Origin of the sequence: Saccharopolyspora hattusasensis (assembly GCF_050972075.1) — a bacterium.
Taxonomy (GTDB): Bacteria; Actinomycetota; Actinomycetes; order Mycobacteriales; family Pseudonocardiaceae; genus Saccharopolyspora; species Saccharopolyspora hattusasensis.
This window is the reverse complement of record NZ_JBPCDC010000001.1, coordinates 5,616,030-5,628,859: the sequence shown is the minus strand read 5'-3', so window position 1 is coordinate 5,628,859 and position 12,830 is coordinate 5,616,030. Positions and strand designations below refer to the sequence as shown.

The 12,830-nt window shown below is 68.6% G+C and carries 10 protein-coding genes; 3 read left to right on the top strand and 7 right to left on the bottom strand.

The genetic code is table 11. From position 1 onward, the window contains the following. Positions 1-95: 95 nt before the first annotated feature. Together ACRXBZ_RS26850 and ACRXBZ_RS26845 are read left to right on the top strand one after the other, a co-directional pair. Entirely contained in the window at positions 96-272 is a 177-nt protein-coding gene (locus ACRXBZ_RS26850; protein ID WP_433881435.1) for a hypothetical protein, read from the top strand. A gap of 40 nt (positions 273-312) precedes the next feature. Further along, positions 313-519, top strand: coding sequence for a hypothetical protein (locus tag ACRXBZ_RS26845; RefSeq protein ID WP_168586928.1), 207 nt, complete (start codon positions 313-315; stop codon positions 517-519). Between the two features lie 287 nt (positions 520-806). Here the strand turns inward: ACRXBZ_RS26845 and ACRXBZ_RS26840 are convergent, their stop codons facing one another. From ACRXBZ_RS26840 to ACRXBZ_RS26830, 3 genes are all read right to left on the bottom strand, one after another. Continuing rightward, positions 807-1,304: a DUF3558 family protein gene (locus tag ACRXBZ_RS26840; protein WP_433881434.1), complete on the bottom strand. Its 498-nt coding sequence runs from the start codon at positions 1,302-1,304 to the stop codon at positions 807-809. Positions 1,305-1,321: 17 nt separating this feature from the next. Continuing rightward, a complete protein-coding gene (locus ACRXBZ_RS26835) occupies positions 1,322-1,753 on the bottom strand; it encodes a hypothetical protein (protein WP_433881433.1) in 432 nt (143 codons plus the stop codon). Between the two features lie 248 nt (positions 1,754-2,001). Beyond that, a complete protein-coding gene (locus ACRXBZ_RS26830) occupies positions 2,002-2,517 on the bottom strand; it encodes a DUF3558 family protein (RefSeq protein ID WP_433881432.1) in 516 nt (171 codons plus the stop codon). Positions 2,518-3,127: 610 nt separating this feature from the next. Between ACRXBZ_RS26830 and ACRXBZ_RS26825 the strand changes: the two genes are divergently transcribed. Further along, on the top strand, positions 3,128-3,418 hold the full coding sequence (locus tag ACRXBZ_RS26825; RefSeq protein ID WP_433881431.1) for a hypothetical protein: 291 nt from the start codon (positions 3,128-3,130) through the stop codon (positions 3,416-3,418). A gap of 19 nt (positions 3,419-3,437) precedes the next feature. Here ACRXBZ_RS26825 and ACRXBZ_RS26820 read toward each other — a convergent pair whose 3' ends face one another. The 4 genes from ACRXBZ_RS26820 to ACRXBZ_RS26805 all read right to left on the bottom strand — a co-directional run bounded on the left by ACRXBZ_RS26820 (position 3,438) and on the right by ACRXBZ_RS26805 (position 12,760). Then, positions 3,438-4,079 (bottom strand): DUF8010 domain-containing protein, encoded by a 642-nt coding sequence (locus ACRXBZ_RS26820; RefSeq protein ID WP_433881430.1) that lies wholly within the window; start codon positions 4,077-4,079, stop codon positions 3,438-3,440. Next, a complete protein-coding gene (locus tag ACRXBZ_RS26815) occupies positions 4,072-4,503 on the bottom strand; it encodes an acyl-CoA thioesterase (RefSeq protein WP_433881429.1) in 432 nt (143 codons plus the stop codon). The genes ACRXBZ_RS26820 and ACRXBZ_RS26815 overlap by 8 nt, the downstream gene beginning before the upstream one ends. Positions 4,504-4,567: 64 nt before the next feature. Further along, on the bottom strand, positions 4,568-9,538 hold the full coding sequence (locus tag ACRXBZ_RS26810) for an NAD-glutamate dehydrogenase (RefSeq protein ID WP_433881428.1): 4,971 nt from the start codon (positions 9,536-9,538) through the stop codon (positions 4,568-4,570). A 303-nt stretch (positions 9,539-9,841) separates the two neighbouring features. Then, positions 9,842-12,760, bottom strand: a complete 2,919-nt coding sequence (locus tag ACRXBZ_RS26805; protein ID WP_433881427.1) for a hypothetical protein — start codon at positions 12,758-12,760, stop codon at positions 9,842-9,844. Positions 12,761-12,830: the final 70 nt, after the last annotated feature.

Sequence of the window (12,830 nt, the reverse complement as noted above, 5' to 3'; positions counted from 1 at the left end):
GCAGCCGGGCACTCTGATCAAGGTCAGTTGATCGATGGAAGGAGTTGGGATGTTGTCTGGTGGCGCGAAAATCGGTCTGTGGCAGCCGGTCAGCGGTGGTCGGCACGCCTTCGATTCAGCCGCGCGGAGCGCCGAGCCGGGGGCTGGTCGTCAAGGCGTTGTGCGGCGTTGAGGTCAGCACCGACGAACTGCAGCGCATCGCGCCGGAGATCGCCTGGATACGCGAGAGCACCTGCATTGCGTGCTGGCAGGTCCTCGCATCCCGCCAGTAGCGCTCAACCACAACCGGATTCGACAGCGAAGGAAACCACGATGTTCTGGCTCCAGGTCGCGACGCTCGTGCTGATTAACGTCATCATCTTCGGCATGGTGTTCTCGCGCTTACCGCAAGCGCGGCACAGCGGCGGTGGCGAAGGCGATTACACGGTCTGGCATCTGATCGCCCAGATCGAGGCGGAACGCCAAGCAGCGCAAGAGGAATCCGGCACTGGACGACATCGTCTGCGCGAGCCGACCTGACGCCAATGACCCCGAAGCCGGACCGGTGCGGACTTCCCGACCCCGCACCGGTCCACCCGGTGGCCGGGCGCGCCGCCCCCTTTCCGCGCCCGGCCACCCAGAACGGCGAACGGTGAAGGGCACCTGATGAGGCGCTGAGGCGCCGCTGGCATTGCAGCCACCTTCGACCGCACCCCTGACCAGGTCTGGTGCCCGACCCCGACCTCGTGGGCGCCAGACCGCCCAGGTGGGCCGGGCAGTCCCCTCCCCCTGCCCGGCCCCCACCACCTATCGTCTGATCCGCAGGCTCACCGGGGCATGCGCGGTGCGATCACCTGCGCCACCTTCAGCGCCTCAGCACACTCGTCCAGACCCTGGTCCATGACCTCGCTGACGTCGATGACGATGACTCCGCCACCCGCGTCGAACATCGCCGAGCAGATCCGCGCAGCCTTCCCGCTCTCGCTGGTGGCACTCGCCGCCGCACGCCCATCGATCTGCAGCCGGTCGAACTTCGACCAATTCTTCTGGTGGCTGTAGGCCTCGACCGTCTTCTCCTGGTTCTTGTAGAACGTCGCTCCGAGCGGTCTTCCGCTGAAGGAGCAGCCGGGTTCCGAGGAAATAGTGGTTTCGGGCTCGCCGGGGCCTTTGAAGCCGAAGGACTTCAGCTCATCGGGAGTCAGCAGCGTGCACGGATCAACCGAAGCCAGACCTTGCGGCTGCGTGTCAGCAGGCTCCCGCTTCGCAGCCGGCCCACCGCAGCCCGCAATCATCAACGCGGCTACCCCGGCACACACAGCAGCCACGGTTCGAGACGGTGCATTCATTCCTGATTACCCCTCTGCAAGTCCTGGGCGATCTGCTCGTCGGTAGCAACGTAGTCCCTGGCCGCCTCACGAAAGAGGTTCGCCTTCCGGAACAGCTCGTCACGAAGCTGCCCCAGCAGTTCAGCGGCGCCGTTGACCCCGTTGGTCGCCTTCTGGCCGAACTTCGTCGCAAGCTCCTGTGCCGAGCGGTACTCCCCTAAACCCTCGACACGCTCAAGCAGGTATGCCTTACGCGCGAGCTTGTCGACCTTGTCGCCTTCCTTTTCGTAGACTGCAGCGGCCTTGTTGGCGCTGTCGGGGTTCATCCGCAGCTTGCCTTCGGAGACCTGCTGTGCCAGCTGGTCATTCTGCTGCCTGATCGCACCCAGCTGGGCTCCAGCACCGGCGAACGCCCCCGACAGATCTCCCGATAAGAAGTTCTCCGCCATTGTGCACCCCTCCCACTTCAGCTCCTGGAACCGACCCTAACGAGCCAGGCCACCCGCCCACAGGCAAATCCGAAGAAAGATCACATGACGAACCACGCCACCGCGTTTGCGGCCGAATCGTGAACGGACCGCACCCCTGACCAGGTCTGGTGCCCGACCCCGACCTCGTGGGCGCCAGACCGCCCAGGTGGGCCGGGCAGTCCCCTCCCCCTGCCCGGCCCCCACCACCTATCGTCTGATCCGCAGGCTCACCGGGGCATGCGCGGTGCGATCACCTGCGCCACCTTCACCGCCTCAGCACACTCGTCCAGCCCCTGGTCCAGGAACTCGCTGACGTCGACGAGGATCACGCCGCCACCCGCGTCGAACATCGCGGAGCAGATCCGCGCAGCCTTGCCACTCTCGCTGGTGGCACTCGCCGCCGCACGCCCATCGATCTGCAGCCGGTCGAACTTCGACCAATTCTTCTGGTGGCTGTAGGCCTCGACCGTCTTCTCCTGGTTCTTGTAGAACGTCACGGTCAGCGGCCTTCCGCTGAACGAACAGCCTGGTTCTGAGGAAATGGTGGTTTCGGGCTCGCCGGGACCATTGAAGCCGAAGGACTTCAGCTCGTCCGGGGTCAGCAACGTGCACGGGTCAACCGCGGCGAGACCTTGCGGCTGCACGGCGGGGTCCTGCTTCGTAGTCGGCCCACCACAGCCCGTTATCGCGAGGACGGCTGCCCCGGCACACCCGACGGCCACGGTACGAGACAGTGCGTTCATTCCTGATTACCCCTCCGCAAGTCCTGGGCGATCTGCTCGTCGCTAGCAACGTAGTCCCTGGCCGCCTCACGAAAGAGGTCCGCCTTCCGAAGCAGCTCATCACGAAGCTGCCCCAACAGTTCCGCAGCACCGTTGACCCCGTTGGTCGCCTTCTGGCCGAACTTGATCGCAAGCTCCTGCGCCGAGCGGTATTCCCCAATCCCTCGACCCGCTCAAGCTGGAATGCCTTCTTCGCGAGCCTGTCAACCTCTTCGGCTTCGCGTTCGTAAACTGCGGCCGCCTTGTTGGCGCTGTCGGGATTCATCCGCAGCTTGCCTTCGGACACCTGTTGTGTCAGGTGGTCGTTCTGTTGCCTGATCGCACCCAGCTGGGCTCCAGCACCGGCGAAGCCCGCCGCCAGGTCACCCGATAAGAAGCTCTCCGCCATCATGCCCCTCCCGTTCCAGCCCCCTGGGACGACCCTAGCGAGTCCGGACACCCGCCCACAGGCAAATCCGAAGAAAGATCACATCAGCCGAACTGCGCCATTGCGTTTGTGGCCAAGTTGCAAACGGCTCAATCGGGCCGGCGGTACGGTAATGAACTCAGGCAGAACGAGGAGTTCGCTGCGATGACCAACCGGCACCCAGAAGTTCCCGACGACGCGGACCGTGATCACAGCCTGCTGATCACGGAAGCACAACAGCGCGAATTGCTGGAGTTCTTCACTACGACCGAGTTCGAGTTACGCGAGGTTACGCTGCAGGCGCTGGCCGAAACCCCGATTGGCCGGGATATTGCGGAACAACATCTTGCCGGACTAACCGAGCTCACCAGGCAGGCATGCGACGTCATAGCCAACGTTGTCACCGTCGAGGAACGGATCGCACACCTCGACTTTGTCCCTGGAGATCCCGACTAGCGGGAACGCTCCGCGACGATCAGATCAGTAGCGGGAGCAGGGCGTGGCGGCGGCGGACCACCGCGCCGTAGCGGGAATCGAGGCGCAGCCAGGCGTCCGTGGCGCTCACCCGGACGATCTCCGACTCCGCCGGCTTGGGCACCAAGAAACCCATGCCGGACAACACGAACAGACAGCGCAGCGGAACCTTCACCTCGAAACCCGAACCGCTGACCGTGAAGACCTCCTGGTCCAGCAAGGACGCCGGCGGTGTCCCCTTTGGACCGACGTTGTCCTTGGCCACGTCGATGCCGCGCTCCGCGACCTCCCCGACGAGCTTCGCAGGCAGATCGTCCACCCGGTGCCAGCCCTCGAATGGCGGCAGTTCGGAGCGCCACATCAGGTCCCGCGGCGGTCCGGGATCCATCACCGGGGCGCCCGCTACCGTCAACGCGGCCAGCAGTCCGTTGCCGGACACCGTCACGTCCGACGGCTCGACCTCGCCCTCGACCGACCTGGTAGACAGCGCGTCGAACGGCGTCGCCGCCCACACGTCGACGCGGCCTGCGCCAGGCCTGTTGCGCAAGCGCACCAGCGCCTGGCCGTCCAGCCGCACCGCGCGGGCCACGAACGCTCCGAGGTCCTCGCGCTCGACCGGGTCGGGCATCCGCAGCTCAGGCACGGCTCAACTCCGATTTCGCCGGTTCGAGCTGCCACTCCGCGAGGAAGTCCCGCTCCTCCGAGGTCAGCCGCCGCGGCCGTCCCGCCCGCAGGTCGTAGGGCACCATCAGGGTTTCCGCGGTGGCCACCGCCTCCTGCGCGTAGGCCGTGTAGTCGACGATGAATGACGCGGCTTTCAGCTCCCGCACCGACATCCGCACCTGCAACGACCTCGCCCGGTACAGCACCGGACTGTGGTAGTCGATCACGACCCGGGCGACCACCATGCCCTCCGCCATCCCGAGCAGGCCCTGCCGTTCCGCCTCGGTGAACAGCAGCTCGGCCCGCGCCTCCTCCAGCAGCGTGATCGTCCTTGCATGGTTGACGTGCCCGAACGCGTCCATGTCGGACCAACGCAGGGCCACCTCGGCTACGAACGCGCCCACAGGCGAGCTTCCTTTCTGCCGTTCGGGTGGCTTGCGGCCGGCACGACCGCAAGCCACCCGACGTTCACCGGACCATGCTGCGCAGCTGGCGGGCCGCCACCGACAACGTGGCCAGATCCAGCCGACCGGAGTTCTTGATCTGCTCCAGCGACGAGTTGGCCCGCGCCAGTCGCGACTCGTTGGTCGACTCCCAACGAGCGATCTTCTCCTCCGGATTGTCCTCCGGATCGCTGGTCCGCAGGACGTCGATGGTGATCGCACGCAGCGACGCGTAGAAATCATCCCGCAACGCCAACCGGGCCAGCGAGTGCCACCGGTTCCCGCGCTCCAGCTCGTTGACCGCCAGCAGCATCCGCTCGACGTCGAGGTGCTCCGCGAGCGAGTAGTACAGGTCCGCGCTTTCCCGCGGGCTGCGCTCCGCCGCGACCCCCGCGTCGCGTTCCGCGAGCTCGGCGATCTCCCGGATGTCCAGCAGCGCGAACGAATCCAGCAGCACGCCTACGCGTTCCGCCAGGTCCTCTGGGACGCCAGCCGCCACGCAGTGGTCGATCATCTCGGTGGCGCCTTCGGCCGCCCGGCCGCGAAGCAGGCCGCGGACGGAGTCGGACAGCTCCGCCACCACCGGCTGGAACCGGCTGATCTCGGCACCGATCGCCAGCGGCTGCGGCCGGTTCGTCAGCATCCAGCGCGCCGCCCGGTCCAGCAGTCGGCGGCTTTCCAGCACCAGCTCGTCGGCCACCGAACTCGGCATCGAACCACCCAGCGCGTCGATCTGCGCCCACAGCTCGCGCAGCCCGAAGACGTTGGTGACCACCGCGAACGCCCGCACCGCGTCGGTCGTCGAAGCGCTGATCTCCTCCGACAGGCGGTAGGCGTAGGAGATGCCCGCGCCGTCGACCATCTCGTTCACCAGCAGCATCGTGATGATCTCCCGGCGCAGCGGGTGCGCCGCGATCGCGTCGCCGTATTGCTCCCGCAGGGGCTTCGGGAAGTACTCCGGGAGCCGACCGCTGAACGCCTCGGCGTCCGGCAGGCCGCTGGCCAGCACATCGCGCTTCAGCGACAGCTTGACGTGCGCCATCAGCGTCGCCAGCTCCGGCGAGCTCAGCCCCTCCCCGGCCTTCTCTCGGTCGCGGAACTCCTTCGACGTCGGCAACGCCTCCAGCTTGCGGTCCAGCCCCGTGGTCTTTTCCAGGGCGGTCACCTGGCGGGCGTGCACCGACACCATCGGGGCGGCGTGCGCCCGCGAGATGCCCAGCACCGCGTTCTGCGAGTGGTTGTCGGCCAGCACCAGCTCGCCGACCTCGTCCGTCATGTCCGCGAGCAGCTCGTTGCGCTGCTCACCGGTCAACTTCCCGTCGGCCACCAGGTGGTCGAGCAGGATCTTGATGTTGACCTCGTGGTCGGAGCAGTCCACACCGGCGGAGTTGTCCAGCGCATCGGTGTTGACCTTGCCGCCGGCGCGGGCGAACTCGATGCGCCCGAGCTGCGTCAGCCCGAGGTTGCCGCCCTCGCCGACGACCTTCACCCGCAGGTCGGCTCCGTTGACCCGGACCGGGTCGTTGGCCTTGTCGCCGACCTCGGCGTGTGTTTCGGTCGCAGCCTTGACGTAGGTGCCGATGCCGCCGTTCCACAGCAGATCGGTCGGGGCCAGCAGGATCCTCTTGATCAGCTCGGCCGGGGCCAGCTGGCGCACCGACTCGTCGATGCCCAGCGCCTGCCGGATCTGCGGGTTAAGCGGGATCGACTTCAGCGACCGCGACCACACGCCACCACCGGCGCTGATCTTGGTGCGGTCGTAGTCGTCCCAGGTCGACCGCGGCAGCTCGAACAGCCTGCGGCGCTCGGCGAAGGACACCGCCGGGTCCGGGGCTGGGTCGATGAACACGTGCATGTGGTTGAACGCGGCCACGAGCTTGATGTGCTCGGACAGCAGCATCCCGTTGCCGAAGACGTCCCCGGCCATGTCGCCGATGCCGACCACGGTGAAGTCCTCGGACTGGGTGTCCACGTCGAGCTCGCGGAAGTGCCGCTTGACGCTCTCCCACGCGCCCTTCGCGGTGATGCCCATCGCCTTGTGGTCGTAACCCACCGAGCCACCGGAGGCGAACGCGTCGCCCAGCCAGAACCCGTAAGACTTGGCCACGTCGTTGGCGATGTCGGAGAACTTTGCGGTGCCCTTATCGGCCGCCACCACCAGGTAGGTGTCGTCGCCGTCGTGGCGCACCACGTCCCGCGGCGGGGCCACCTCGCCGCCGACCAGGTTGTCGGTCAGGTCCAGCAGCCCGGAGATGAACATCCGGTAGCAGGCGATGCCCTCGTCGAGGGTGGCCTTGCGGTCCACCGCCGGGTCGCCGGTGGGCGTCGGCGGCCGCTTCACCACGAAGCCGCCCTTCGCGCCGACCGGCACGATCACCGCGTTCTTCACCGCCTGCGCCTTGACCAGGCCCAGGATCTCGGTGCGGAAGTCCTCTCGCCGGTCCGACCAGCGCAGACCGCCGCGGGCCACCGAACCGAACCTCAGGTGCACGCCCTCCACCCACGGCGAGTACACGAAGATCTCGAACTGCGGGCGCGGCTCCGGCAGCCCCGGGATCTCCCTGGGCTCCAGCTTCAACGCCAGGTAGGAGCGCTCGCGCTGCTCGTCCCCGGCGAAGTAGTTGGTCCGCAGCGTGGCGCGGATCAGGCTCAGGTAGCTGCGCAGGATCCGGTCCGCGTCGAGGCTGGTGACCTCGTCGATCAGCTTGGTGACATCTTCGGTCAGGTCCGCCTCGCGGGACGCCCTGTCGTCCGCGCCCAGCGCCGGGTCGAAGCGCGTCTCGAACAGCCTGACCAGCGTCGTGGTGGTGGTGCGGTGCGCCAGGATCGCATCCTCGATGTAGTCCTGGCTGTAGGCGATGCCGACCTGCCGCAGGTATTTGGCGTAGGCGCGCAGCACCGAGGCCTGCCGCCAGTTCAGCCCGGCGCGCAACACGAGCGCGTTGAACCGGTCGACCTCGGCGTCACCGAGCCAGGCGGCCCGGAAGGCGTCCTCGAAGCGCTGCCGCAGGGTGTCCAGCAGGCCCCCGCTGGTCGCGCTGTCCAGCAAGCTCGGGTCCAGCCGCAGCCCGAAGTCGTAGATCCAGTACTGCTGGTCGGTGTCGCCGACGATCACCTCGTAGGGACGCTCGTCAACGACCTCGACGCCCATGCTCTGCAGCACCGGCAGCACCCGGGACAGCGTGACCCGGCCGCCGACGTAGAGCTTGAAGCGGCGCTGGCCCGCGCTGGCGTCGCGCGGCGCGTAGAACGACATCTTCAGGTCGCGGGGATCCGATAGCGACTCCAGCCGCCGCAGGTCCGCCAGGCCCTCGGCTGCCGTGAAGTCCTCCTTGTAGGACTCCGGGAAGCTCGACGCGCAGCTCTGACCGATCTGGCTGATCGCTTCCGACAGGCTGCGCGTCGCGTGTCCGTCGCGGCCGGCGCCGGACTGCTCGGCGTCGACCTCCTCGATCATCTGGTCGTCCCAGGTGTGGATGGCCTCGTCGAGCCGCCGCTGGATGCGCGCCAGGTCCGGCTCGACCTGGTTCTCCGGGTCGGTGTGCACCACGAAGTGCACCCGCGCCAGGGTGGATTCGCCGACCCGCGTGCTGTACTCCAGGCCGGTGCCGTGGAGCTCCTCCAGCAGCACCTCCTGCATCGCCAGCCGCGAACTGGTCGTGTAGCGGTCCCGCGGCAGGTACACCAGGCAGGAGTAGAAGCGGCCGTACGGGTCGCGGCGCAGGAACGGCTTGAGCTTGCGCCGCTCGGCCAGCGCCAGCACGCCGGTGATGATTTCCTGCAGCGTGTCCGGGTCGGTGGAGAACAGTTCGGTGCGCGGGTAGTTCTGGATCTCCTCCAGCATCCGCTGGCCCGAGTAGGACTCCATCGGGAACCCGGCGCGGTGGATGATCTCCCGCACCCGGCGTTGGATGAACGGGATGTCGAGCACGTCTTCGTGCAGAGCGGCGGTGTTGAACAGCCCGAGGAACCGGTGTTCCCCGTTGACCTGCCCGGACTCGTCGAAAGTCTTGACACCGACATAGAACGGATGCACCGGACGGTGCACTGTGGACGGTGCGCTGGCCTGCGTGAGCACCAGCAGGTCCTTGGACAGCGCATTGGCGCGGCCGTCCGGCCCGGCGGTCAGGCTGCGCGCCGCGACGCTGTCGCTGCGCAGCACGCCCAGCCCGGAGGCCAGCACGGCCTGCAGCGCGGGTCCGGAACCGTCGACCAGCTCGTAGTGCCGGTAGCCGAGGAACGTGAAGTGGCCTTCGGCCAGCCAGCGCAGCAGCTCGACCCCGTCGTGGACGTCCTCTCCCGGCAGACGCGGCGGGGTCCGCTCCAGCTCGTCGGCCAACGCCTTGGCGGTAGCGTGCATCCGCTCGGTGTCCTCGACGACCTCGCGCACGTCGTTGAGCACGTCGGTCAGGCCGTGTTGAAGGACGCTCAGCCGCTCTTCGTCGACGACCCGGTCGACCTCGACGAACATCCAGCTCTCGGCGATCGCCTCGGCCGGCGGTTCCGCCGGGTCCGCACCGGGCAGCACTTCCTGCAACTCGCCGGCCACGTCGCGGCGGACCACGAAGATGGGGTGGATGATGCGCTGCACCTCGGCGCCATCGCGACCAAGCTCGGCGATCACCGAATCCACCAGGAAGGGCATGTCGTCGGTGACGATCTGCACCACCGTCGCCTGGCTCTGCCAGCCGTCATCGGTCCGCTCCGGATTGGAGATCTGCACCAGCGGGCGTCCGGCGACGCGCGTCGAGGCGAGCCGGTAGTGCGACCGCAGGGCTCCGACGAGGTCGGTGGGTTCGTCGTCGACGAGCTCCTCGGCGGGCACGTGCCGGTAGTAGGCGTGCAACAGCTCGGCGAGTTCCGGGGCGAACTCGACCGCTCTGTCCAGGAGGCGGCGCTTGGCCAGTTCGGGGTTCTCGGAGCGCTCGCCGGCCGCGTCATCCCCATCGGCTCGCGGGCGTTCTCCGGTCTTCAACTGTCCGGGGTTCGAGGTCATCTTCAGGCAGCTCCACGCTTGACGGCACCTCATTGTGCCAACAGGTTCCACCTTAAGACTGCCAGTTCCGGGAGCAGGCGGTGGGCGGCAACGGAGTCGAACACGTGAAAAGCGGCACAATGATCGATGTCTTTGACGTTTCAGAACAACGATCTTGAATCCTGTTCGCGACGAACCCTTGTCACGAACCGCTCCGGAAGGAATGTGGGATCGCCGACAGCGCGCTGTCCTATTCGTACCGCACAGCCGGAGATCGCGAAGTGCTCATTGGACAAGCCGGCCGCGAGCCTTCGGAAAAAGCCTTCAGAACAGCGGATCCACCGCCGTGGAGTCGATCGCGGGGCGGCGGTGCCGGGCGGCCAAGCCCGAACCTCGATCGTCCGATGTGGACAAATGTGTCGCGTGGGAAACCTGGGGACGACCAGTGATTCCGGACACACGCGCTTCGCTGTGCCGACCGGACGGTGCGGTTTCCTCGGCTTCCGGCTGCGCGCGCCGACCGCTCTCGTAGGCCATCAGCGCCTCGGTCAGCAGCTCGGCGAGCCCGATCTTCCCCGGCGGACCCGCATCCTCTCCCGCCGACTCGGCTGCGGGCTCGGCGGCCGGTGCCTCTTCCCCCGGCTGTTCTGCGGTGGCTAACTCCGCAGCAAGCGGCACTACGATCGACGGCTCGACAGCTGACGGCCCAGCAGCTGACGGCCCAGCAGCTGGCGGCTCGGCAGCTGACGGCCCAGCAGCTGGCGGCTCGGCAGCGTCCCCGTCGCCGACAAGTTCCTCCGTTCGATGCCGCTCGACCACCAAGAGGTTCGGTTCGGTCGCCCAGTCCTGGCGGTGCCGGCCCAGTACTTCTGCGGCTGGAGTTGGTGGTGCGACCGCAGGGTCGGACGTTTCTCGTGTGTCGGATGACTCCGCCGGTTCGGCCGGATCGGCGTGCCGTGCGCGGCGACGGCTGCTGCGCGGCTCCGCGGACAGTTGGAGGCTGGCGCGGATCTCGGCCAGCGATTTGCCGCGCGACCGGCGTCCGACCTGGCGCCGCTGCGTCCCGCCCGGCGGAGCCTCCGACACCGAAGTCCCGCTCGCCGGGGTCACCTCCGCCGCCGGAGTCCCACCCGTTGGTGTCTCGGCTGCCGGTTCGGTTTCGCGGCTGCCGTGCGCCGGTTCGTCCTGCGGTGCGTCGTGGACCTGGTAGTTACGCGGCTGTTCGATGGCGGGGAGGTCGTTGCCCGGCAGGTCTCGGCCGTACTGCGAAAGCCCGTACCGCGATTCCCGGGGGTGCAGGCCTTCCGGCGACGATTCCTCCGGTCGGTTGCGCGCCGCCGATCCGGTTCCCGGCAGATCGACCGGTTCGGCCGAGCCGGCCGGGCCGCCGATCACCGGCAGGATCGCCGTGGCGTCCATCGCACCATGATCGTCATCGGCGGGCGCCGGCCGGTAGATGTCGTCCGCCGCTGCGGCGAGCACTGCCGTGCTTGGCAGCGGCTCGACCGACGGAGACTCGGCGGGCCGGAACTCCACTGACAGCCGCTGCTGCGACTCGGCGGGCTGGGGTTCGCGCGCCACCGGCACTTCGGGGACAGTGCGCTCGGCGTTCTGCGGCTGTTCCGGATTCTCCGACGGCCACCAGCTCGCCTGCGCCGACGTCGCGACCGGTTCGGCGTGCTCCTCTGAAACCGGTTCGTGGCTCGGAAAACCTTGGTCGGCCGGCTCCGCGAAGGCGACCGCCTCGACCTCGGGCACCTGGATCGTCCGGGCGTTTTGGGCGTCCGCGGGTTCGGCGGCCGCCTGCCAGTCCTGCTGCCCGATCCCCGCCGCCTGGGACTCCAACGCCCACGAGTCGAACACGACCGTCTGCGACGCCGCCTCTTCGGTGGCTTCCGGCTCCTCGGCGGTCCGGGGTTCGGGCGGCTCCTGCCGTCGGTGTCCGCCTTCGCGCAGCTCAGCGGCCCGATTGGTGAGCGTCTCCATCAACCGGCGTGCCGCGTCATGCCTTTCCTCGTACCCCGCCCCGTGCCTGGACGTCGCCTGCTCCGGCTCGGAAGGCTCGGGAAAGCCCTGCTCGCGAAGGCCCTGCTCGAGAAGGCCCTTTTCGGGTCGCCGAGGTTGCGGCGCTGCGGGCTCCGGCTGCTCGGGTTCGGCCGCCCGGGTCCCGACCAGCCCGGGGACCGCCTCCGGCCCGGCCGGTCCCGGCTCGGGTGATGCGCTCGATTGCCGAGGCACCTCGACACCGCCCGAGTGCACCGGGTACTCCGCGAGCAACCGGACTCGTGCGGTGTGCACGGTCGCGCGCCAGCGCCGGTCGGCGGAATACGCGCCCCGGAGCGCGCGAAGCGCTTCGGGGAACTCCGCGCCGCGTTCGTGCACGTGGGACAGGGTGTTCAGGGTTTCGGCGAGCAGTCCGTCCAGCTTGTGCCGCTCGGAGATCGCCGCGGTGTCGTTCAGCGTCCGCACCGCCGCACCGTGGTTGCCGTCCGGCAGGTGCACGCGGGTGGCCATCGCGAGCCCCAACCAGCCGACCGGCCCGGCCGCCGCGGCGCGAACCGGCTGCGCCAGCACGGATTCCGTCGCTTGGACGGCCTCCGGGCGGCGCCCCAGTTCCAGCAGCGACAGCACCCGCTCCAGCACCAGCCGAGCGCGCATCTCCCCGCTGTCCGCAGCCGGGTCGCCGAGCTGCCCGAGCAGCGCCAGTCCGGCGTCGGCCACCGCGATGGCTTCGTCGAACTCGCCCAGCCTGCGGCGATGCCCCGCACGCGCAGCGCAGACCCACGCGTTGAGCAGCCGGGCGGTGTCCCGGCTGAGCCCGCATGCCTCGTACAGCCACTCGGCCTCGTCGAGCGCCTCGGAGCGGTCCCCGTCCTGCCCGTGCGCGGGCAGCGACGCCGCCAACGCGAGCAGGGCATGCGCCCGCACCTCGGGCGCGATCCGGTCCTGCTCCAGCACCGGGTTCAGCACGCGAACGGCGACCTCGCCGCTGCCCGCGCTGCTGGCGCACCACGCCAGCTCGACCCGTAGCTCCGCCTCGACCTCGGCGTCGCCCGCCGCCACCGCGTCGCGGACCGCCGCGAGCGCCCGACTGCTGGCCGCGACCCCGCGGCCCAGCCGGTTCGAGGCGAACAACGCGAGGGCCTCGGCGCGCAGCCGAATCGCCCGATCACCCGCATGCCTGGCGAGCGCAACCGCGCGATCACTGAGCACCAATGCCAACTCGGGGACTCGCCACCGCATCTGCCGTGCGGGTCCGAGCAGTCCCTGTGCCGAGCTTGTGTTCGGTGAAGCGGGCACGCTCGCCAAGGCG